The sequence below is a fragment of the Hymenobacter psoromatis genome, assembly GCA_001596155.1.
Classification (GTDB): domain Bacteria; phylum Bacteroidota; class Bacteroidia; order Cytophagales; family Hymenobacteraceae; genus Hymenobacter.
On the sequence record CP014771.1, the window covers coordinates 3,933,026 to 3,955,298 of the forward strand.

The following is a 22,273-nucleotide window of genomic DNA, read 5'->3' on the forward strand; positions in this document are numbered from 1 at the left end:
CCAACCGCAGTCAGGAGCCGTCCACAAAATCCGTGAAATCCGTGTAATCCGTGATTTAGTTAGCTACTTCACTTAGGAACTTAATCCGCATCAGCCGCACTTCTTCCTCGCTGAAATCATCGGTCCCCAGCTCGGCCAGGGCCGTGGCGATGCTGTCGGTAGCAGCCGTCATGAAATAGTCAAAAATCTCGGACTGTTTGTCCTCGTCCACCGCCTCGCGGATATAGTAGTTGAGGTTGAGGCGGGTGCCCGAGTAGCAGATGTGCTCAATCTCCTCCATCAAATCCGTCATCGAAATGCCCTGGCTGCGGGCAATGCCGGGCAGGTCCATCTTCTTGTCAATCTGCTGAATAATATAGATTTTGAGCTTCGAGCGGTTCACCGTCGATTTGATAACCACGTCGGCGGCCGTCTCAATGTCGTTGTCCTCCACATACTGCTTGATGGCCGCCGCGAAGGGCGCGCCAAACTTCTGCGCCTTGCCCTGGCCTACCCCCGAGATGTGCGTCAGCTCGTGCAGCGTCTGCGGGTAGGTGGTGGCCATTTCCTTCAGGCTCGGGTCCTGGAAGAGCACGTAGGGCGGCAGGTTTTTCTGCTTGGCCAGCTGTTTGCGCAGCTCCTTGAGCTGCGCAAACAGCGCCTCGTCGTGGCCGGCGGCCTGCTGAATCTTCTCGCCGTCTTCCTCCTCCTGCTTCTCAGCCTCGAAATCGTGGTCCTTGATGAGCGTGAAAGGCTGCGGATTCTCAATAAAATCGATGCCCTTGGGCGTGATATGCACCAGGCCAATTGAGTCGATGTCCTTGGCCAGCAAGCCGCTGAGCAGGCACTGACGCAGCACCGACTGCCAGAGCTGCATGTCGCCGCTCAGAGCCTTGCCCTGGCCATACACGGGCAAGCCAGTGTGGCCGTAGCTCTCGATGTGCGGGTTGCTGAGGCCCAGCAGCACCTGCGCCACGTGGTCGAGCCCAAAGCGCGCCTCGGTTTGCACCACCGCGCGCAGGGCCAGGCCCACGTGCTCGCGGCCCTCAAATTTCTCCTTCGGGTGGCGGCAATTGTCGCAAAAGCCGCAGTCCTGGTCCATGTGCTCACCGAAATAATGCAGCAGCTGGCGGCGGCGGCACACGGCACTCTCCGAGTAGTTCGTCATTTCCAGCAGCAGCTGCCGGGCGTTGTCGCGCTCGGTCACGGGCTTGTCCTTGCTGAATTTTTCGAGCTTCAGAATATCATCGTAGCTGTAGAACATCAGGCAGTTACCCTCCATGCCATCGCGGCCGCCGCGCCCGGTTTCCTGGTAGTAGCCCTCAATGCTCTTGGGTGCGTCGTAGTGAATCACGAAGCGCACATCGGGCTTGTCGATGCCCATGCCGAAGGCGATGGTGGCTACAATCACGTCGCAGTCCTCACTCAGAAACGCGTCCTGGTTGTTCATGCGCGTGTGCGGGTCCAGCCCGGCGTGGTAGGGTAGGGCGCGCACGTCGTTCACGCGCAGCAGCTCAGCCACTTCCTCCACTTTTTTGCGGCTCAGGCAGTAGATAATACCCGCCTTGCCCTTGTGCGACTGCACGTACTGGATGAGCTGCTTTTTGGTGTTGCGCTTGGCGCGCACCTCATAGTAGAGGTTGGTGCGGTTAAAGCTGGTTTTGAACACGTTCGCATCATCCATGTGCAGGTTTTTCTGGATGTCGAGCTGCACCTTGGGCGTGGCCGTGGCCGTGAGCGCGATGAGCGGAATCCTACCCCCCAGGTTGTCGATGATGCCGCGAATCTTGCGGTACTCGGGCCGGAAGTCGTGGCCCCATTCCGAGATGCAGTGCGCCTCGTCGATGGCCACGAACGAGATGCTGGTTTTTTGGAGAAAAGCAATAGTATCCTCCTTGCTCAGGCTTTCCGGGGCCACGTATAAGAGGCGAACCGTGCCCGCTATTACGTCCTTTTTGACGCGGTTCATCTCCGTCTTGGTCAGCGTCGAATTGTACACCTGCGCGTTCACGCCGAAGGCCGAAAGCTGGTCCACCTGGTTTTTCATCAGGGCGATGAGCGGCGAAATGACGATGGCCGTGCCCGGCAGCACCAAAGCCGGCAGCTGGTAGCACAGACTTTTGCCGGCCCCCGTGGGCATAATCACGAACGTGTTATTGCCAGCTAAAATATTCTGAATAACAGCCTCTTGAGTGCCCCTGAATTGGCCAAAGCCAAAGACTTCCTTGAGCTTGGTTTTGAGTTCGGGGTGCGCGGCAACTGGTTCTTCGACGGCGGTCAGTGGCATAAACGAAATAGAGTAAGGCGCAACAGGTGTGTTGGTTATAAACGAAGATAAGCAGGAACCCCTTTTTTTGAAGAAAAAACGTCATTTACACGCAACATTTTAGTAAAGTTCCCGGCGGGCGCCTGCCCGTACTTTAGAGTAGCCTGAACAGGTAGCGGGCCGGGGCCGGCCGGCCCGCGTATTTTTGGGCGTGCAACCTCCTTCCCTTCCTCCCGCCCCCCCGGTGCCCGTCGATGTGCTGGCCGTGGCCCGCCAAGTGCTGCTCACTGAGGCCGACGCCCTGCGCGATGTGGCGCAGGCCGTGGGTGCTACCCCCGACTTTGCCGCCTGCGTGGCCGCGCTGCTGGCGCTGCGGGGCCGCATCGTGGTGACGGGCGTGGGGAAAAGCGCGCACATTGCGGCCAAGCTCGTGGCCACGCTCAACGGCACGGGCAGCCCGGCCCTGTTCATGCATGCCGCCGATGCTATTCACGGTGACCTGGGTATGATTCAGGCCGGTGATTTCGTCATTGCCATCAGCAAGAGCGGCGACACGCCCGAAATCAAAGTGCTGGTGCCGTTGCTGCGCCGCAAGGGGGTAGGGCTGGCCGCGCTCGTCGCCAACGCTGACTCGTACCTGGCCCGGCAAGCCGACTACGTGCTGCACACGCCCGTGCGCCGCGAGGCCTGCCCCCACGACCTGGCCCCCACCACCAGCACCACCGCCGCGCTGGCCCTGGGCGATGCCCTGGCCGTGTGCCTGCTCGAAAGCCGCCAGTTCACGGCCCAGGATTTTGCCCGCCTGCACCCCGGCGGCACGCTCGGCAAGCGCCTCTACCTAACCGTGGGCGACCTCAGCCGCCAAAATCAGCGCCCGCAAGTGGCCCTGGCCGCGCCCCTGCGCGAGGTGCTGCTGGAAATATCGGGCAAGCGCCTCGGGGCCACCGCCGTGCTCGACGAGGCGGGCCAGCTGGCCGGCATCATCACCGACGGCGACCTGCGCCGCATGCTGGGCCGCGGCCACCTCGCCGACCTGGAGCAGCTCACCGCCCGCGATATTCTCACGCCCCAGCCGGCTACCATCGACATCACCGAGTTTGCCGCCGAGGCCCTTGCCCGCATGCAGGCCCGCAACATCACGCAGCTGGTGGTGCTGGAAGCCGGCCAGTTCGCGGGCTTCATTCACCTGCACGACCTGCTGCGCGAGGGCTTGGTGTAGGTGCCGGCCGCAGGCAGAAAACGTCCAGCATGCGCAGCTGCCCGGCTTGCACCGAGTGGCAGGGGGTAGGGCCGGGCGCGGCGCGCTGATACGTGTAGGGGTAGGGATAGAGCGCGTAGTCAGCTGCGGCCAGCGTGGGCACCAGCACCAGGCGCGCCCGCGCGGCCGGCGGCAAAATGAATCGGTTGAGGTTCAGAGACTCTTCTATTTTACCCAGCTGATATATCCGTACCTGAGGCCGGGGGTCGTGTTGCAGCACCCATTCCAGGCCGCTGCGGGTGCTCATAAACCAGTAATCCGTATCGTAGTAGCGCTCAGGATTAGCGGGGGCTAAGGCATTGAAGTACAGATTTTCAAACGGGTGCAGGCGCGCCATGCTGCCGGCCGTCGCTGCCAGCGAAACCGCTGTCAGCGCGCCCACGGCGGGCCGCCAGCCGCGGCGCAACAGGGGCCACGCAGGCCGCCAGAACCAGGCCGCTACCAGGCCGCGCAGCGCCACTAGCAACAGCGGTGGATAGGTAAAATAGAGTTGCCGCCAGCCATTGTACAGCACCGAATGCAGGGCAATTACCGCTACCAGCGGCGCGAGGCCCACGCCCAAAAAAAACAGGTCCTGCCACTCAGTGGCGCTGCTGAACAGCTGCCAGCGGCGGCGCGCTGCCCGGCCCAGAATAGCCCCGAAACCAATCCCGAAAAGCCCCAGATAAAGTGGGGGGGTAGTAAGTCCCATCCACACGGGCGCGTAGTGCCAGGGCAGGCTACGGCCGGTTAGCACCTGCCCCTGGTAAAGCACCACGCCAGACCAGCGGAAGTGGCTCATATTCTGAAAGGCTAACAGAAAATTGGCCAGCGGCGCTTCCCAAAGAAATGGCCAGCAAGCCACTACCAGCCCCGCCAGCAGCCCCGCATATAGCCACACTGCCGCGAGCGGCGCGGTGCCTTGCCCCCGGTAGGCCCCCCGCCAGGCGCGCAGGCCCACAAAAGCCAGGGTGGCCGCCGGCAGCAACACGCCCATAATCCGCACGTCGATGGCCAGGGCGCAAGCCAGCGCGTGCCAGGCTGCCGCCCGTGCCGTAGGCCGCCCGATAAAGGCAACGGCCGTGCTCATGGCCAGCACAAACGCAGCCATAAAAACGGCGTCCTTGTCATTATAAAAATAATCGGCAAACAGCCTTGGGCTCAGCACCAGCAGCAGCGTGCTCAGCAAGCCCAGGCGCCAGCTGCCAAAGCGCTGCCGGATAAGGTGATAAAAGCCAATAAACGCCGCGAAGCAAACCAGAAAGTTGCAGCCGTGCCGAAATAAGTACACCTGCCGCTCGTCGCGCAAGCGCAGCGCCTGCTCGGCCGCCGCCACGGGCAGCTCAAACGCCATTCCGTAATCACGGTCGCGGGTGTCTTTGAGCTGGCGGCCCGCTCCTTTCTGGGCAATTACCGCCGCCGCGCCGGGTGGCAGTAGCCGCTGCTGCACGGGGGTAGGCAGCTGCTGGAAAACGTAGAGCAGTGATATTTGGCCCAGAATGCGCTGCGTGCCCTCATCGAAGGAAACCCCGTAGTCGCGCACCAGCCCCAGGCCGCCCGCCAGCAAAAGCCCAAAAAAGCCCAGCACAATCGCGCGGCGATAGCGGTCGGGCAACACCGCGTGCAGAAGAGTAGCGCTAAACAAGGCAACGGGCGCGTTTTCCGGCGCAAAAAATAATGGGCAGTCAGGCTGGATGAGGCCGCAAGTTAGAAGCTCCCTACCCCCCTGCCGGCCCGTGAGTAGCTCCGTGTACCTTTGTCGAGCCGACGCGCTACGTTAGCCTGGACTATTGATTCCCTTTGGAGTAGTTCAGCAAAACACGCTGCCGTAGGGCTGCCACATACGTTTTTGCCGGGTTGTTTCCTTTATTGCTTTGCAGAATACTTTCATTTCGCTCGTTATTCCGGCCTACAACGAAGCTTCCCGGCTGGGCCAATCGCTCGAAAAGGTACTAGCTTACCTTGATGCGCAGCCCTATCCCAGCGAAGTGGTGGTGGTGGACGATGGCTCGACCGACGCGACCGCGCAAGTAGCTGCCCAGGCCTTTGCGGCCAGTGCCAGCCGGGTCAGGACCCGCGTGCTCAGCTACCAGCCCAACCGGGGCAAAGGCTACGCGGTGCGCCAGGGCTTGCTTGCTGCCCAGGGGGCCATAGCTGTATTTTCAGACGCCGACCTGTCAACGCCCATCGACGAGCTGCCCCTGCTGCTGGCGCCTATTCTGGAAGGAAGCTGCGACGTGGTATTTGGCTCGCGGGCGCTCAACAATGACCTCGTGGGCCGGCACCAGCCCTGGCTGCGCGAGCAGAGCGGGCGGTTTTTCAACCGAGTGGTGCGCCTGGCCACCGGCATGCCCTACGCCGACACGCAGTGCGGCTTCAAGGCCTTCCGCCTCAGTGTGTGCCGCCCCATCGTGGAAGGGGCCGTGCTCGACCGGTTTGGATTCGATGTGGAGCTGCTTTTTCTGGCGTATCAGGCCGGGCTGCGGCTGCGCGAGCAGCCCGTGCGCTGGAACGATGTGGCGGGCAGCAAAGTGAGCTTTCTGGGTGGGCTGCACGGTTTTCGGGAGCTGTGGCTGCTGCGCCAGTATAGCCGCCAGGGTCGCTACGCCGCTGCCCTGGCGCGCGCGACGCGCCCGGCCGCGCCAGCCGACTGAGGCTGCCCAGTGGGCCAGGCAGCAACCCTAAGGCCGCGGCCGTGCCACCTCGCGGCTACGCCCGCCCCTATCTTCGTGCCGCATCTAACCGAGCTTCGCATGAACCAAACATATCTTGTCGTGATGGCGGGCGGCATCGGCAGCCGCTTCTGGCCGTTCAGCCGCACCAAACATCCCAAGCAATTTCACGATGTGCTGGGGGTAGGCCGCTCGATGCTCCAGCTCACGGTTGACCGCTTTCGCGATATTTGCCCGCCCGAAAACGTGTACGTCGTCACCAACCGCGACTACGTAGGCCTCGTGCAGCAGCACCTGCCCGACCTAGCACCCCACCAGATTTTGGGTGAGCCCATTGGGCGCAACACGGCCCCGTGCATTGCCTACGCCAGCTACTGCATCGCGCAGCGCGACCCGCGGGCCACCATCATCGTGACGCCCGCCGACCACGCGGTGCTGCGCGAGGAGGAGTTTCGGCGCTTAATCAGGGAAGCCGTGGTGGCCGCCCGCCAGTACGACGTGCTCGTGACGCTGGGCATCCAGCCCTCGCGCCCCGACACCGGCTACGGCTACATTCAGTACCTGGATGACCCGGCCAACCGCCTGGATGGCACCGACTTGTGCAAAGTCAAAACCTTCACCGAGAAGCCCAACGCCGAGCTGGCGCGCATGTTCCTGGACAGCGGCGACTTTTTGTGGAATGCCGGCTTGTTTATCTGGCGGGCCGATGTGATTATCAGCGCTTTCCACGAGTCGCTGAGCGATGTTGCCGAGGTATTTGATGAGGGCGCCAGCCGCCTGGGCACGCCGCAAGAGCAGGCGTTTATCGATGAGGCCTACTCGCGCTGCCCCAACATCAGCATCGACTTCGGCATTATGGAGAAGGCCGGCAACGTGTACGTGCTGCCCGCCGACATTGGCTGGAGCGACCTCGGCACCTGGGATTCGCTGCACCGCGTGAGCAACCGCCGCGACGACCACGACAACGTGGTGGATGGCGACGCCATCCTCTACGACACCCGCGAGTGCATCATCAAAACGCCTCACGAGCGCCTCGTGGTGGTGCAGGGCCTCGAAGGCTACATCGTGGCCGAATACGATAACGTGCTGCTCATCTGCCAGCGCAGCGAAGAGCAGCGCGTCAAGGATTTTGTGGCCGATGTGAAGGCCAAAAAGGGCGCGGGGTACAATTAAAACAGGAAAATCTATCATTGCGAGCAAAGCGAAGCAATCGCATCAGAACGAGTCGTTTGAATATCGTTCTGGTGCGATTGCTTCGCTTTGTTCGCAATGATAGATTTTCCTACCCCCTCGCTTTCGCTACTTCAAACAGCATAATGCCAGCCGCTACGCCCACGTTGAGGCTCTGAATCTGGCCGCTCATCGGGATGCGCAGGCGCTGGTCGCAGAGGCGCAGCAACTCGGGCGCGATGCCGTCTTCCTCCGAACCCATCACCACGGCGATGGGACCGCTGAAGCTGGCCGGCTCGGTGTGGCCGAGGTCAGCGTCGGATTTTTCGGTGCAGGCGATGACCGTTAAGCCGCTTTCTTTCAAAAAGATGATGGTCTGGCGCAGGTCGGCCTCGCGGCACACGGGCAGGATGTTGAGCGCGCCGGCCGAGGTTTTCACGGCGTCGCCGTTAATTTGGGCCGCGCCGTGGGCGGGCACCACCAGCGCCTGCACGCCCAGGCACTCGGCCGTGCGGGCAATGGCGCCGAAGTTGCGCACGTCCGTCACGCGGTCGAGCAGCAGGATAAACGGCACCTTGCCATCTTCAAACAAACCAGCCAGCAGCGTATCGAGCGGGGCAAAGTCGATGGGCGACACGAAGGCCACCGCGCCCTGGTGGTTTTTGCGGGTCAGGCTCTCCAGCTTCTCCAGCGGCACCAGCGACACGGGCACGTTGGCCTCGCGCGCCAGGTTGGAAATGTCCTGCGTGAGCGAATTTTTGGTGCCGCGCAGCAGGAAAATCTTGTCCAGGGTGCGGCCCGCGTTCAGTGCTTCCAAGATGGGGCGCAGGCCAAAGAGCATGTCGATGCTGCGGTCGGCGGCCGGCCGGGTGGTGTGCTCCTTGTAAAACGGCGTGGCATTCCGGTCCCGGCTGGGCATCACCTGCCGGCCTTTGTCATCATAAAATGGCCGTTGCGGACGTGCCTTGTTGGCGCCATCATTGCCGGCCGGCCGGCGGTCGTCGCGGTCGCCGGCGGGGGTAGGGCGGCCGGTGCGGCGCTCGCCGCTATCGGCCCCTTCGCGGAAGCGGCGCGGCACGTAATCATCACTGAACCCGTCGTTTAGCGGGCGGTCGTCGTTCTTCTCCATTTTTCTACGGCGGCATACCAGAGCATTTCGTACTCGGGTCGGCGCACCAATTCGTAATTAGCAGGTGCTAAGGTAGTAGGGCGCGGCCGGAAGGTGAAGGCCACGGCCTCGCCCTGGTGGCCGGCCTGGTCGTAGTGCCAGCGCTCGGTGCCGTCGGGCAGGCGGCGCACGCTCTGGGGCGGCCCCAGCACCACGTAGAGCAGGCCCTGGTCGGTGAGCCAGCCCGCCTTGTGACCGCTAAACAGCTCATTGGCAGTCGTCACGCGGCTGTAGTAGCGCCGAATCTTGTCGCGAGCCAGGCTTTGGTCGCCGCCCGAAGCATCGAGCCAAAAATGGTCGATGGCCCGCTTGGGGTCGGCGGCTTTCAGCAGAGCCTGGCGCTCGGTGGCGGTGGTCAGGTATAGCAGCGGCTCGATGACTTCGGGCGCGGTGCTTTGGCCTGGAAAGCTGGCCGGCACCACCAGCAGCGGCACCGTGTGCACCGACTCGCCGCCCGCGCCACCCACTTTCAGCGCATACAGTCCCTGCTTCGGCAAGCGCAGCAGGCCGCCCGCCGCCATCGGCGCGGCCGACGAGTCGAGCACGCCCAGCGTGCGCGGAGCCGCTGCCTGCCGCCGGGGGTCGGTGAAGGGGGGTAGGGCAGGCGTGCCGGTGGGGTAGCGCCGCCAGCGCACCGGCTGGCTCAGGCCAAACATGGCTACCGCAACTCCTTCGCCCGTGTTCAGATAGGGCCGGTCAAGCACCATCCCGGCCGAGTCGAGCAGCACGAAAGGCCGGGTGAGCACCTCGGGCGTGAGGCGCAGCCAGGCCGTAGTAGCGGGGTCCTGGTCGGCGGCGGGCGGCTGGTTGGTGAGTGCCGGCGTGTCGAGGCTGACTTGCAGCACCGCGCCCGCCGGGAGGCTGGCCGCCGCCACGGCCGCCGTGAGCACCTGCGTTGGGGCCGCCGGGTTGGAGCCGGGGTAGGGCCGGGCGGCGCGCACCTGCTGCCACAGCGGCTGCTTGGCCTCGTAGGTGGCCCAGCCGGTGAGCCTCAGCCCCGGCGCAGCGGAACCTGGCACGACCGCTTTGTGGTTGATAAAAATGCGGAGACTATCGCCCTCGCGGCGCAGCACCGGCAGCAGCCGGTCGGGCACCGGGCGGTAGAGCCCCGCAAAATCGGGGGTAGAGAGCAGGTGCGGCGCGGCCGCCAGGCCAGTTAAGCCGGCCAGCAGCACGCCGAGCCAAAACCTAGCCCCCGGCCCGCCGTAAATTGCCTTTCTTTCTTGATAACTCATGGGCTTCACGATTTCGCTGGTCGTTTTTTTCTTGCTTGTACGGTTTGTGCTGCCGCAGGTGCTGCGGGCGGTGCTCGGCGGCTTTGTGCGGCAGCAGGCGCACAAGGCGCAGCAAGGCGGCTTCTACCCCCCCGGCGCCGGCCAGCCCACGGGCGGCTACCAGCAGCAAGCCCAGCAAGCGCCCCCTACCCGGCCCGGCGAGGTGCGTGTTGATTACGTGCCGCCCACAACTTCGGGTGCCGAGCGCAAGCACGAATTTCGCGGCGGCGAGTATGTGGACTATGAAGATGTCTGAACCACGGATTCATCCGGATTTTTCGGATTAGTCGGATTTTGTGGACGATTATTTTAAGGGCTATTTATGGGATAAGCAGGAAGTTTGCGAATAACTGGCAGCTTTCTCCGTATTAACGTCTTGATTATCTTGATTTTATGCTGATTGATACCCGATTCAATAAGCTGACTGAAACCATTATTGGGTGTGCCATGCAGGTACACCGCATATTGGGTACTGGCTTTCAGGAAGTGATTTACCAGCGCAGCCTAGCAGTGGAGTTGGATGGGGCGGGCGTTGTTTTTGGGCGGGAAATCGAAATGCCACTCTTCTACAAAGGCGTAGAAGTTGGGAGCCGAAGGGTCGATTTTTTGGTAGAAGAAACCATATTGGTCGAGCTAAAAGCACTATACGAGATAACCCCCACGCACCATGCCCAAATCATCAACTACTTGGAAGCCTACCACCTGGAAGTCGGCTTACTCATCAATTTTGGCGAACCAAGCCTAAAATTCAAGCGCTTCCTAAAAAACCAGCCCCGCCACTAAAAAGCGAAGCGCTAATCGTCCACAAAATCCGACTAATCCGAAAAATCCGGATGAATCCGTGGTTCAGATTAAAAGCCCAGGCCCACCCGCAGGCCGCTATTGGTGTGCTGCCCGCTTTGCAGGCCGGTGTAAAAGTCAACCCGCATCACTTTGAAGATGTGCTCCACACCCGCGCCCAGCTCTAAATATTGCCCAATCTGGGCGGTGTGGAGGTAGTTGAGGGAGATGACTTCCTGCCATTTCAAGGCGCGCAGCAGCGGTATTTTATTGAAGATAAAGCCGTTGAAATGGTGGTTGAAGTGGCCCTCAAAGTAGCTGGCGCGGGTGCTGTACTGGTAGTAATCGAGGAGCTGAAACTGCGCGAAGTCGGCCGCCAGCAGCGTGCGATTGCCCGAAAAATGATGATAGTCGGCGAAAGTCAGCCCCTCCTGCTTGCCCGCGAAGCCACCCACCACCAAGTGTACCGCCGAGGTGCCCAGCAATCCAAACTGCCGCGAGTAGCGCGCCGAGGCTTGCAGCAGAAAGTAGCGCACGTCGGCACCCAGCAGATGCGGCACGGCCAGTTGGCCCTGCACATTAACTAGCGGCCACTTCGAGCCCAGATTGTACTTGCCCTCAGGCCGCATAATGTAGCGCTGGCCCGGCCGGTAGCTCAGGCTGAGGCCCAGCACGGCGGCGTTGCTCTGGCCAAAGCCCGTGCCGGCGGGTGCCTCCGCGGCCACCGGCTGGTTGGGGGTGAAGGCCCGGCCCGGCACGTCGTGCCAGAGGTAGTCGGCGGTGTTATACAGCTCCACGCGCTGGAAATAGCTGGCCGCGCCGCGCACCGTGAGGCCATTCACCGGCTCCCAGAGGTAGCTCACTTCGGCACCGTCGCGGCGGTAGAGCTTGGCGTAGTTGCGGTTTTCCAGCAGCGAATACTCCGAATTAATAAAGGGCGTAAGCTGCGAGTTGTGGTCGAAATTCTCGATGGTGCGGCCCGCCACCAGCCCCAGCTGGCGCGTTTTCTGCGGGTCGAGCTGCCAGTTCAGGGCCAGGCTGGGTTGCAGCTGGTGGTTGCTGAAGCCATAGCGCAGGGTAGGGGTCAGGCTCACGAAGCGGCGGTCGTACGTGCGCTGGGTGTAGGTGGCCTCGGCATTCAGCAAATAGCCCTCTACCGTGTTGTATTGCAGTTCGTTAAAGACAGGCTGCACCGCGAAGGTGCGCTTGGCGAAGGTGTTGCTATAGGTGTAGCCGGTGAGCAGCAGCTTGTCCACGCCCAGCTCGTTGCGCTTGCGGTCGAGCGAGTCCTGGTAGGAGCGCGAGTTGCGAATTACCTCGCTGCTATCCTTTTTGTGGTAGTCGATTTTCTCCTCCTCGGTGAGTGGCACCGGGCGCAGCTGAGCCCAGTAGGTGGTGTCGCGCTCGTTCACGCCTTTTTCCACCAGCTGCACCTCGCCTTTTTTCATCTGCGCGATAGGGTCATTGCGCAGCGAGTCGCGCTGGGCCTGCTGCACCTGGCGGCGCACCTGCTTGTTGAGGCCGCGCAGGTCAGGCTTTTCGCGCTTAATTTGGCGGGTTAATTCCTTGGTGGTAACTGGGGCAATTGGTGCTTGGGTAGTAGAAACTCTTAACTCTTCACTCTTCACTTTTAACTCAACAGGCGGCGCGGGGTAGGTGGGCACCACGCGGTTGTAATCTGAAAAAACGGCCGTTATAAAACCCGAGCCCTTGAAGCCCAGGGCCGAAAAACTCACCGTTAGCTTCTGCGACTGAATAATCCAGGCCCAGGGCGCGCCGGGCGCGGGCGCGAACAGCTGCTCCACGTGCAGGTCGTCTATGTAGTCGAGCTGGGCATCTTTGTTGAGGCGCAAATCCACGGATTGCAGCCGCCACGACCCATCCACAACGTAAATAAATCCCGAAAAAACCGGGTCGGAGCGCCGGCGCGGAATTACCCGGATTTTATGCACCAGCTCGCCGTTTTGCTGGCTGCTGCCCACCAATTCATACTGGTAAAAGAGCAGGGCGTTGGCGGCAATCGGCGACACGAAGCCGCGCTCCGAAAAGCCCGATTTCACCAGGTTATTATAAAAATTGATGCCCCGGCCCGCGCTAGCCCGGTTGAAGCTGATGCCGCGCGAGTCGCCGCTGACCCGGCTCGACAGCATGCGCTCCTTCACTACGTCGGGCTGCGTGAAGGCTATTTCCGACAGGCTTTCGGAAAGATAAAAAATGCCCGGCTTGAGGTCCGGCCCCACTTTTAGGAGGCCAAAAATCTTGCTCGGCGTTTCGCTTAGGCGCGCCAGGGCTTTAATATAAATGCGCGCCCGGAAGGCCGCCACTTCGCGCTGGTGGTAGGCGCGCCACTGCTGCGCGTGCTGAATGATGGCGTAGGCCGGGTCGCGGTCGGTGCCGCGCACCGTCACCTCAGTGAGGCTATACGACTCGGGCACCAGCGTGATATTGAAAGTCAGCGTGGAGTCGCCGGCCGGCACGCGCACGGTTTCGGTGCGGGGCCGGTAGCCTACGTACTGAAAAACAAGTTGATACGTGCCGCCCGCCAGCCGCAGCTGGTACTGGCCCTGCTCATTGGAGCCGGTGCTGGTGGCCGAGCCGCGCACCGCCACGTTGGCAAAGGGTAGGCCCGCGCCATCCGGCCCGCTCACCTTGCCCCTGATGGTGCCGGCCGCCGCCCCCAGCGCCGCTGTTAGGCATAAAACAACCAGGTAGTAAAACGACGCGCGCACGGTAACCAGCATAAGCTAAAGCAATTCCAAAGTAGCGGGCAAGATAGGCCCACCGCTAGCTAGATACCCGTTGTCGGCAAAAGGTTGGGAGCCGCGCCATTGGGTTGGCGTTGGGCGGGGGTAGGGCAATGCCAAATCAGAGTTTTTTCTTTTCCTGGCGGGCCGCGTACCAGCCATTCAGCCCTACCCCGAGCAGCACCAGCGCGATGCCGGGATAGACCTGAAGCCTGATTTTCTCCCCAAAAATGAAGTAGCCCAGCGCGAGGCCGTAGAGCAGACCCAGGTAGTCGAGGGCCGCCAGGTGGCTGGCCGCGTGCGCTCGGAAGGCCCGCGTGACGAACCACAGCGCCACGTGCGTGAAGCCGCCCGCTAGCGCCAGCCACGCCCACTCCGCGCCTTGCGGCCATTTAAAAGCAAAGAACAGCCAGCCCGCAGCGATGACCAGCGGCACCAGATTGAAGTAAAAAACCGGCACCAGCGGCTCCACTCTATCGCCTACCCGCCGCAAAAACACACTGCTTAGCCCCGATGACACCGCCGACCCTACCCCCAGCAGCACGCCCGCCGAGAGCAGCCCCTCCGTGCCTTTGGCCAACGCCACGCCGGCCACCGCCAGCGCGTAGAAGCCAAACTGCCAGGACTTTAGCGGCTCGCCTACCAGCCAGATGGCGGCCACCGCCGTGATAACCGGGGCCAGGTAGCTGAGCGTGACGGCCCCGCCCAACGGCAGCACCTTGAGGGCCAGAAACCCCAGTATCAGCGAACCTGCGCCGAAGACGCCCCGGCCCCACAAATCGAACCGCGCCGCCGGCGGCCCCCACACCGCCACGCCCGTGCGCCGCAGCTGCCACACCGTGAGGCTGAGCGAAATAAGGCAGCGGCCAAAAATGATTTCGCCCGTGGGCACGGCTTCCAGCTTCTTCACCGCCACGTTGACGACGGCCAGCAGGGCGGTCGAGGCCAGCATGTAGAAAAATCCGCGGGGAATGCGCATAAAAGGCAATGATAACTATCGACCTCCCCCAACGGCCGGCCGCGGCACGTTTGGCCGCGGCCGGCCGTTGGGGGAGGCCGATAGTTATCCAACGGGCCGGCTGCCGCTTCGTTTCCGTATTTTGCCGCGGCTCCCTACCCCCCTTATGTTCAAAGACCCATCCAAAGCGCCCAAAAACTACACGCCCGCCGAGGCGCTGCCCAAAATCGCGGCCTACTGCGCCTATCAGGAGCGCACCCAAAAAGAGGTCGAAGAAAAACTGAAAAGCTACGGCCTCGACGAGGACGACGCGGGCGAAATTATCATCCGCCTCAGCCGCGAAAAGCTGCTCGATGAGGAGCGCTATGCCCAGGCCTACGCCCGCGGCAAGCACCGCACCAATGGCTGGGGCCGCCGCCGTATTCGCCTGGAGCTCAAGGCCAAAGGCCTGAGCGAGTACTGCATCAAAAGCGGGATGAAAGAACTGGAAAACGACGAGTACTACGACAAGCTCAAGCAGCTGTTGGGCCAGCGCGACGCCCGCGAAAAGGAAACGCACTCGCTAAAGCGCAAGATGAAACTCATGGCCTACCTCTCCCAAAAAGGCTATGAGTCGGACCTGATACAGGACGCGCTGGGCGAGCTGGCCGAAGAATAGGGGAGTAGGGGGTGGCTTTTCGAAGCCGCCGCGGGTTTTAGCAGAATAAACTCGGGCCGGGCACCGAGCGACCGAAAACATGTTGGTACCTGAATTGGTAGTGGTGTCGGGCAACGTCAGCCCGCGTTTTCACTCCTTTTCATTCGCCTTTCGGGGCACCCATTATGCATATTCTGCAAGTTATTTCCAGTCCCCGCGCGGGGGCTTCGTTCAGCAAAAAGCTGGGTCAGGGCATCACCGAGAAGCTTCAGGCCGCCTACCCCGGCAGCACCGTGCAGGTGCGCGACCTGGCTACTCACCCCTTTCCGCACCTCGAAGAAGCCAAGCTAAACGCGCTGTTTACGCCCGCTGAAAAGCGCACGCCCGAGCAGCACGAAGCCGCCAAACACTCCGACGACGCCATTGCCGAGGTGATGGCCGCCGATGTGCTCGTGATAGAAGCGCCGCTCTACAACTTCGGCATTCCCTCCACGCTCAAGGCTTGGATTGACCACATCGTGCGCGCCGGCCAAACCTTCCGTTACGTGGACGGCCGTCCCGAGGGCCTGATAAAGGGTAAAAAAATGTACGTCGCGATGGCGAGCGGCGCAGTTTACTCCGAAGGCCCGTATGCTGCTTACGATTTCGTAGCGCCCTATCTGAAAGCCGTATTCGGCTTCGTGGGCTTTGCCGATATAGAAGTAGTGCGCGTGGAAGGCACTTCCATGCCCGGCGTGCAGGACACGGCCCTCGAAAAAGCGCTGGCCAGCGTGCATATCGGCGCGACTGCCACGGCCTAGTCAGGCAGCCGCAACCCTGGTTCGGTCAATTTCGTTAGCACTAATTGAATTAGTAATCAATTTTGAACTAACATGAAAATTTCTGTTGAAAAAGGCCAGGACAAAGGCTTCCTGCCCGATGGCCGCCACACCGTTACCATCACCAGCATAGAAGAAGGCACCAGCGAACACCAGAACGTGCCGTTTTTTGCCGCTCATATGGAAAGCGAGGATGGCTACGTTGACCAGCGCTTCTATAACTCGCCGGCCGGCCACCCCATTATTCTCTCGCTGTATTCGGCCGTGGGCATCAAGCCCCAGGAAGGCAAGGACCTCGACACCAAACAGCTGATTGGCAAGCATTTGTCGATAGAAGTGAGCGACCACAGCTACGCAGACGCTGCCACCGGCAACGAGCGGACCATCCGCCAGGCCACCGGCTTCCGCGCCGCGTAGGGGGGTAGGGGCTTCACAAATTACTTGATAAAGAACGTCATGCTGAGCCTGTCGAAGCATTTCGCTCGCGCCGCTAGGATTAGTAATTCTAACGGCGCGAGTGAGATGCTTCGACAGGCTCAGCATGACGTTCTTATGTAAGCGATTAATTTACTGCTTGCGCGCTGGCCCCGGCGCTACCAGCCGCTGGCCAATAATGACGCGTCGCCCCGTGAGCATGTGCAGCATAGGCACCAGAATCTGCTGCGCATTGCGTTGGGTTTCAGCCAGAATACCCGATTGCAGGGCCGACTTGCGCACCTGCGCCTCAGCGTAGCGATAGGCCTCATCCACGAGGCTGGCATCGTCAAAAAAGCCGTTTTCGGTGCTGAAAACCCGGCTTTGATTATGGTTGACCTGGAAGGCGCACAGCTCGGGGTCGGGCAGGATAATGCGCACCACGGAGTCGCCCTCAAAGGTTACGTCCTGGGGCCGGATTTTGCGCAGGTCGAGGCAGCCCACGGCTTCGCCCCCCACGATGAGCGCCGCCTTGGCATCGGGCAAAAACGGGTATTTGGCCGTGCGCTTGTACTCCACCACGTCTTTGAAACGGTAGCGCACCAGCTCCAGCTTGCCCAGCGCCTCCACCTGCGTGAGCACCGTGTTGTGGGTCACCGTCACCCGTGGCTCGCGCGGGGCCAGCGGATTCAGACCATCCAGCGTCGAGCCGATTTTGCGCCACAAAAACACGCCCAGCGCCACGAGTATCACAAGAGGAATGAGACGACGGATAAGGAGGGGCAGCATAAGGCGTGAAAAAGCGGGCGGCGGGCCGGCCTACGGTTGAGTTAAGCAGGCATACCCCGAATGCGGGGCTGGGGTTCAATGCCCGTAGCTTTGACGGGTGATAAATAAGCTACCGCCCGTTCTTTCTGACCCTATTCGCCGCCTCTGGCCGCAACACCGCTGGCTGTTGCTGGGTTTGTGGCTGCTGGTGCAGGCGGCTTTTCTGCTGAAGTCTCACGGGCCACGAGTCCTCAACGACACCCACTCCTTCCTCGACTACGCGACCAACTTGGCGGCGCACGGCCACTACCAGCCCGAGCCAGGCGCGGTGGCCGGCACCATCGAGAACAATGGGCTGCAAAACTTTGAGTATGAGCACAATCAGCGTTACATTCTCTACCCCTGGTACCTGAGCGTCTGGCTGCGGCTGGGGGCCGGGCTCTGGGGTGTTGTGTTGGGGCAGTCGGTTATTTCGGGCCTGGCCGCCGCCGCGCTCTACGCAGCCGTGCGGCGGCTGGCGGGGGGTAGGCGCGGCGCGGCCGCGCTGGCCACGGCCCTGTTTTTAGGCTGGCCCGACATCCAGGTATTTAACTGCGAATTGCTTACCGAGTCGCTGTTCATCAGCCTATCGGTGCTTTGTTTTTGGGCCCTGGTGCGGGTGCGCGGCGGCTGGCGAGCCGGGCTCACGCTGGCGGTTTTGTTGGTGCTCACGGCGCTGGCCCGCCCCAACGGCTTCGTGCTGACAGCTGCGGCCGGCGTAGCCGGCCTGGCGGCATTATACGTGGCGCGGCGGGGGTTATTCTGGGTGGCGATGGGTGGCGGCGTGCTGGCCGTGCCGCTGGTCGTGTGGTGGCTCAATCATCAGCTGGTCAGCTACTTCATTGTTGAAACATATACTCGTGGTGAGCTGATGTTTGCTACCCCCGTGTGGGCCATTCACCCGAGCGCGCCGCTGGTGCTGCCGCCTGCGGGCATCGGGCAGATGTCGCGGGTGCTCTACTTCGCCGCACACAATCCCGGCTTTCTGGCCCGGCTGATGTTGGGCAAGTTGCTGGTGTTTTTCAGCAGCATTAAGCCCTATTATTCGCTGGCTCATAAGTTAATAAGCGTGCTGCTGCTGTGGCCGCTCTATTACCTGGCGGTGCGCGGTGCCCGCCGCGTGGCGGTGTGGCCGCCGGCGCGGGCGTTTCTGGCTGCCGTGCCGCTGCTACAAGCTGCCATCGTCATGCTCACCGTAGATGATTACGACGTGCGGTTTCTAGCCCCGGTGCTGCCCTTCGTGTTCGCGCTGGCGGCTTTAACAATGGGTGAATGGGTGAATGAGTTCTACTGTTTCGTTAAAAAAACAATGCTCATTCACTCATTCACTCATTCACCCATTGCTAAACCCTGCCCAGGCTTGCAGGCCGCCGGTATGCACGGCTACCACGGTGCTGCCGGGCACAAAGTGCCCTTTTTCAATCAAATCGAGCACGCTGAATAGTAGTTTGCCGGTATAAATTGGGTCGAGAAGCACCCCAAAATCTACCTCAAACTGCCGGATGAACGCCCGCAGTTCGGCCGGTAGCTTGGCATAGCCGCCGAAGTGGTAGCCCGTGTGCAGCTCATAGCGGCCGCCTACGCAGCCCGTGGCCGCCAACAGCGCATCTACCTCAGTGCGCAGAAAATCAGCGCCTTTCAGCGCGGCAATGCCCACGGCGCGGGCGGGGTAGGCGGCTTCGGCCAGGCCCAATGTGAGGCCGGCCAGGGTGCCGCCGGTGCCCGCCGCCACGGCCACGGCGTCGAAGTCAGTGTGCTGGCGCAACTCGCCAATCAGCTCGGCCACGCCGCGCAAAGCCAGGGCGTTGGTGCCGCCTTCCGGCAGCAGATAGGCGGGGCCGAATTGCCGCTGCATTTCGGCCAAGAACTCAGGTTCGGCGCGGCGGCGGTAGGTGGCGCGGTCGAGGTAGTGCAGCCGCATTCCATCGGCGGCGCAGCGGGTCAGCGTGGGGTTGAGGGGTAGGCGTTCCTCGCCACGCACCAGGCCAATGGTTGCCAGGTTACAAAGCCGGCCGGCGGTGGCTACGGCAGCCAGGTGGTTGGAGTATGCCCCGCCAAAAGTGAGCAGCTTGGTATGGCCTTCGGCCTTGGCCTGCAAGAGATTATATTTCAGCTTACGGGCTTTGTTGCCGGGTAGGGCGGGGTTCAGCAGGTCGTCGCGCCAGAGCAGCAGGCGCACGCCGCACCGGGTGGCGGCGGGGTGCGGGATGGGTTGGAGCAGGGTTTGCACGGCGGCGCGAGCGGTTTACCTCACCCCCCAGCCCCCTCTCCTGCGGAGGGGGGGGCCACGGCGTAAAGCAGGCGCTTACTTACTAAAAGCTAAGACGGTTCATAGCAACGCTACGAACCGTCCGATAATCGTCTGGCTCCCCCTCTCCGCAGGAGAGGGGGCCGGGGGGTGAGGTTAATCGCGCTGGCGGAAGCCGAACACGCCCGCCGCCACGACCGCCAGCAACACCCCGATGCTGGAAAGCAGCGACACCGTGTTGCCAATTTTATATTCCTTAGGCTCAAACACAAACTTGATTTCGTGCGCGCCGGCCGGCACCTGCATGGCTCGCAGCACGAAATCGGCGCGGAAATGCGGCACCGGCTTGCCATCGAGGAACGCCTGCCAGCCATCGGCATAGTAGATTTCGGAGAAAATGACCGTGCTTGGCTGGGCTGCCGAGTAGCGGTAGGTGAGGGCATCGGGCGCGTAGTCGGTGAGGACGATGGTGGCCGACGAGTCGGTGTACACGGCCGGCTTCACGGCTGGGAATTTCTGATTATCAAATACCGCTACCTGCTTGGCATTGAGGCCAGTGAGGGCGTTCATCTCCGCATCGGGGCTCTGCACGGCGCGCAGCTCGCGCACGAACCAGGCGTTGCCCAGCGCGCCGGGGTTGCGCTGCACCTGCTCGGTTTCGCCCTGCTTTTGGGGGGGTAGGATAACGTAGCGCGTGTTCAGCATGTTGAGCACGGCGGTGTTATTCTGCGAAATCTGGCGCTCAATCAGGTCCTGGTAGCGGCGCAGCTTGGCCCCGTGGTAGCCGCCGATGCTGTGGTGGAAATACGAGGTGCGCGCCTCGTTGAATGGGTTGCCGAGGTTCAGCACGCGGTAATCCTGGTCTTTATCCTGTAAAATCTGCTTATCGGCCGGGCTTTCCTGGAAGCTCTCCACGATGGTTTCATTCTGGAAATTCTTCGCGCCGAGGTAGCGCTTATCCACCGTCCAGAGGTCGAGCAGCACCAGCCCGGCCACGGCCAGCGCGGCCACGCGGGCATCAATTTTCCCTTTCAAATAAAAGAACAGCGCCGCCAGCGTGAGGCCCACCAGCAGCAGCCCGCGCCAGATATCATTGTGCAGCAGGTCGGCGCGGTCGGCGCGCAGGGCGCTCATCAGCTGCGGCGTAAAGCCGCTTTGGGTCAGGTTCGCATCCTGCGGCGAGGCGTAGTCGAAGCTCAGGCTGGCGACCCAGGTCAGCAGCAGGAAGCCCGCCGTGATGGCCCCGGCGTAGAGCAGCTGCTTGGTGCGCAAGCGGTTGTCGGGCGAATCGACCACCACGACCGGCGCGCCCGCTGCCGCCCGCGCCGCCTTGGCCAGCGCCGGGTGCAGGGGCTCAGTGGCAATAGGGGGGGTAGGGCCGGTGGCCAGCGCCGCCCGCGGCCGCAGGATGCGCGCCAGCGCCAACGCCGCCAGCAGCGGCATCGCCAGCTGCGCCATCACCAGCGCCATGCTCACCGCGCGGAAGCTGCGGTAGCCCGGCAAGTAGTCAAAAATCAGGTTGTTAAGTGACTCGAAATTCTTGCCCCAGGCCAGGATAAACGACACCAGCGTGCCGGCCAGCAGCCAGTAGCGGGTGCGTTTATCCACCACGAACAGGCCCAGCACGAACAGAAAGCACACCGTGACGCCCACGTACACCGGCCCGGCCACGTAGGCCTGGTCGCCCCAGTAGGTGGGCATGGCGCTCAGGTATTCTTCGGGCAGGCCGGCGGCGGCAATGTGCGAGTCTTTGGGCAGCGGCATGGCGCTGCTGCCACCGTAGAAGTTGGGCACCAGCAAGGTCATCGTCTCGCCGATGCCGTAGCTGTAGGCGAAGGCGTAGTCGCGGTCCTGCTGCCGGGCGCTGGGCGCGGCCTGGCCCGGCGCGGCGGGTAGGGATTTCAATTCCGAGGGCGCGCGGTTGCTGAATTTGCTGTACTCATACGTGGTGTAAAGGCGGCCAAAGCTCACGCCGATAGCCAGCAGCGCGCCTACCCCCAGCAGAATGACCCGGCTGAAAAAGTCGGGCAAGCGCCCGGCGCGGATGGCCGCCACCAGCTCCACGATGCCATAAATGACCACCAGCAAGCCCAGGTAATAGGTAATCTGCGGGTGGTTGGCGCGCACGTTCATGGTGAGGCCAAAGGTGAAGAGCGCCGCGCCCAGCCACTTGTTCTGGCGCATCGCCAGTATCAGCCCGCCCAGCACCAGCGGCGCGTAGGCCAGCGCCCACGACTTGGTGTTGTGCCCGGCCGCCAGAATGGCGAGGTTGTAGCTCGAAAAGCCCAGCGCCACCGCGCCGGCCACCGCCACCAGCGGCCGCACGCCCAGCGCCACCAGCAGCACGTAGCCGCAGAGCAGCGCCACAAACAGGTTGCTCACTACCCCCGGCAAACCCAGGGCGATGAATTTCTGCACGTACACGAACAAGTCGCCGGGAAAATGCACCGAAATCAGGTATGTCGGCATTCCGCTGAACATGGAGTTGGTCCACAGCGGCTCGTGGCCGTGCTCGGCGGCCCACTGCTGCGTCTCGTGCGCGCCACCCTGAAACTGCGTGATATCGTGCTGGGCCAGGGTCTGGTGCTCAAACACGATGGGCGCGAAGTAGGCCACGGCCAGCACCACGAAGAACAACACGGCCAGCAGATGCGGCAAGGCCCGCTGCCACAGCGGCGCGGGGGTAGGGGAAAGGGAAGCGGAAACGGCCATCGGGCGGCTTTAGTAGCAATGGGGCAAAGGAACCCCGAAGGTAGCGCCGGGGCGGGAATGGGGCCGAAAGGCCGCGCATTGGCCTGCATCAGCCGGCGGAGTTTAGCGCGGCGTAGCTCGTGCCTGCTCATAGTAAGGGATTAAAAAATCGGGGCGGAGGCTGCTGGGTAGAATGATACCCTTCGCAATCCCTCGTCGGCCCTTCGAAAATCCTACTCGGGTTCCCGCAATCACTCATCGGTCCTTCGCAAATCCTACTCGGTCCCCCGAAAATTATACTCGGGTCCCCACAAATCCTACTCGGGTCCCCACAAATTCTATTTGGTAACGCACTAACGGCTGTCGGCTGGCCGCACCGCGGGTGACGGGCTATCTTTTGCCTGGTAGTT

Annotated in this window: 18 protein-coding genes; 9 read left to right on the top strand and 9 right to left on the bottom strand. The window is 62.2% G+C overall.

The genetic code is table 11. The features are described 5' to 3' along the window. Nucleotides 1-55: 55 nt before the first annotated feature. Nucleotides 56-2,266 carry an ATP-dependent DNA helicase RecQ gene (locus A0257_16900; protein AMR28611.1) on the bottom strand — a complete coding sequence of 737 codons (2,211 nt, stop codon included), beginning with the start codon at nucleotides 2,264-2,266 and terminating at the stop codon, nucleotides 56-58. A 223-nt stretch (nucleotides 2,267-2,489) separates the two neighbouring features. Between A0257_16900 and A0257_16905 the strand changes: the two genes are divergently transcribed. Continuing rightward, on the top strand, nucleotides 2,490-3,464 hold the full coding sequence (locus tag A0257_16905; GenBank protein AMR28612.1) for a D-arabinose 5-phosphate isomerase: 975 nt from the start codon (nucleotides 2,490-2,492) through the stop codon (nucleotides 3,462-3,464). On the opposite strand, the gene A0257_16910 is transcribed toward A0257_16905, so the two are convergent. Continuing rightward, nucleotides 3,424-5,127, bottom strand: a complete 1,704-nt coding sequence (locus A0257_16910) for a hypothetical protein (GenBank protein ID AMR28613.1) — start codon at nucleotides 5,125-5,127, stop codon at nucleotides 3,424-3,426. The two genes, A0257_16905 and A0257_16910, sit on opposite strands and share 41 nt — an antisense overlap. Before the next feature lie 229 nt (nucleotides 5,128-5,356). Between A0257_16910 and A0257_16915 the strand changes: the two genes are divergently transcribed. Both A0257_16915 and A0257_16920 read left to right on the top strand, forming a co-directional pair. Continuing rightward, on the top strand, nucleotides 5,357-6,136 hold the full coding sequence (locus A0257_16915) for a hypothetical protein (GenBank protein AMR28614.1): 780 nt from the start codon (nucleotides 5,357-5,359) through the stop codon (nucleotides 6,134-6,136). Nucleotides 6,137-6,235: 99 nt separating this feature from the next. Next, nucleotides 6,236-7,327, top strand: coding sequence for a mannose-1-phosphate guanylyltransferase (locus tag A0257_16920; GenBank protein AMR28615.1), 1,092 nt, complete (start codon nucleotides 6,236-6,238; stop codon nucleotides 7,325-7,327). Nucleotides 7,328-7,436: 109 nt separating this feature from the next. On the opposite strand, the gene A0257_16925 is transcribed toward A0257_16920, so the two are convergent. Together A0257_16925 and A0257_16930 are read right to left on the bottom strand one after the other, a co-directional pair. Continuing rightward, a complete protein-coding gene (locus tag A0257_16925) occupies nucleotides 7,437-8,243 on the bottom strand; it encodes a 23S rRNA (guanosine(2251)-2'-O)-methyltransferase RlmB (GenBank protein AMR29816.1) in 807 nt (268 codons plus the stop codon). 182 nt (nucleotides 8,244-8,425) lie between these two features. Then, nucleotides 8,426-9,667, bottom strand: coding sequence for a hypothetical protein (locus A0257_16930; GenBank protein AMR28616.1), 1,242 nt, complete (start codon nucleotides 9,665-9,667; stop codon nucleotides 8,426-8,428). A 58-nt stretch (nucleotides 9,668-9,725) separates the two neighbouring features. Between A0257_16930 and A0257_16935 the strand changes: the two genes are divergently transcribed. Continuing rightward, nucleotides 9,726-10,022, top strand: a complete 297-nt coding sequence (locus A0257_16935; GenBank protein AMR28617.1) for a hypothetical protein — start codon at nucleotides 9,726-9,728, stop codon at nucleotides 10,020-10,022. 137 nt (nucleotides 10,023-10,159) lie between these two features. After that, nucleotides 10,160-10,549 (top strand): GxxExxY protein, encoded by a 390-nt coding sequence (locus tag A0257_16940; GenBank protein ID AMR28618.1) that lies wholly within the window; start codon nucleotides 10,160-10,162, stop codon nucleotides 10,547-10,549. A 68-nt stretch (nucleotides 10,550-10,617) separates the two neighbouring features. On the opposite strand, the gene A0257_16945 is transcribed toward A0257_16940, so the two are convergent. Together A0257_16945 and A0257_16950 are read right to left on the bottom strand one after the other, a co-directional pair. Further along, nucleotides 10,618-13,287 (bottom strand): hypothetical protein, encoded by a 2,670-nt coding sequence (locus A0257_16945; GenBank protein AMR28619.1) that lies wholly within the window; start codon nucleotides 13,285-13,287, stop codon nucleotides 10,618-10,620. A 124-nt stretch (nucleotides 13,288-13,411) separates the two neighbouring features. Then, nucleotides 13,412-14,269, bottom strand: a complete 858-nt coding sequence (locus A0257_16950; GenBank protein ID AMR28620.1) for a hypothetical protein — start codon at nucleotides 14,267-14,269, stop codon at nucleotides 13,412-13,414. Between the two features lie 145 nt (nucleotides 14,270-14,414). Between A0257_16950 and A0257_16955 the strand changes: the two genes are divergently transcribed. The 3 genes from A0257_16955 to A0257_16965 all read left to right on the top strand — a co-directional run bounded on the left by A0257_16955 (nucleotide 14,415) and on the right by A0257_16965 (nucleotide 16,120). Continuing rightward, a complete protein-coding gene (locus tag A0257_16955; protein AMR28621.1) occupies nucleotides 14,415-14,906 on the top strand; it encodes a RecX family transcriptional regulator in 492 nt (163 codons plus the stop codon). A gap of 164 nt (nucleotides 14,907-15,070) precedes the next feature. After that, nucleotides 15,071-15,685 (top strand): FMN-dependent NADH-azoreductase, encoded by a 615-nt coding sequence (locus tag A0257_16960; GenBank protein AMR28622.1) that lies wholly within the window; start codon nucleotides 15,071-15,073, stop codon nucleotides 15,683-15,685. Nucleotides 15,686-15,757: 72 nt separating this feature from the next. Continuing rightward, nucleotides 15,758-16,120, top strand: a complete 363-nt coding sequence (locus A0257_16965; protein AMR28623.1) for a hypothetical protein — start codon at nucleotides 15,758-15,760, stop codon at nucleotides 16,118-16,120. Nucleotides 16,121-16,270: 150 nt separating this feature from the next. On the opposite strand, the gene A0257_16970 is transcribed toward A0257_16965, so the two are convergent. Continuing rightward, a complete protein-coding gene (locus tag A0257_16970; GenBank protein ID AMR29817.1) occupies nucleotides 16,271-16,903 on the bottom strand; it encodes a hypothetical protein in 633 nt (210 codons plus the stop codon). Nucleotides 16,904-17,003: 100 nt separating this feature from the next. On the opposite strand from A0257_16970, the gene A0257_16975 reads away from it, so the two are divergent. Then, nucleotides 17,004-18,368 (top strand): hypothetical protein, encoded by a 1,365-nt coding sequence (locus tag A0257_16975; GenBank protein ID AMR28624.1) that lies wholly within the window; start codon nucleotides 17,004-17,006, stop codon nucleotides 18,366-18,368. On the opposite strand, the gene A0257_16980 is transcribed toward A0257_16975, so the two are convergent. Together A0257_16980 and A0257_16985 are read right to left on the bottom strand one after the other, a co-directional pair. Beyond that, nucleotides 18,258-19,145: a 1-aminocyclopropane-1-carboxylate deaminase gene (locus A0257_16980; protein ID AMR29818.1), complete on the bottom strand. Its 888-nt coding sequence runs from the start codon at nucleotides 19,143-19,145 to the stop codon at nucleotides 18,258-18,260. The genes A0257_16975 and A0257_16980 overlap by 111 nt on opposite strands. Before the next feature lie 183 nt (nucleotides 19,146-19,328). Further along, nucleotides 19,329-21,884: a hypothetical protein gene (locus A0257_16985; GenBank protein ID AMR28625.1), complete on the bottom strand. Its 2,556-nt coding sequence runs from the start codon at nucleotides 21,882-21,884 to the stop codon at nucleotides 19,329-19,331. Between the last annotated feature and the right edge of the window lie 389 nt (nucleotides 21,885-22,273).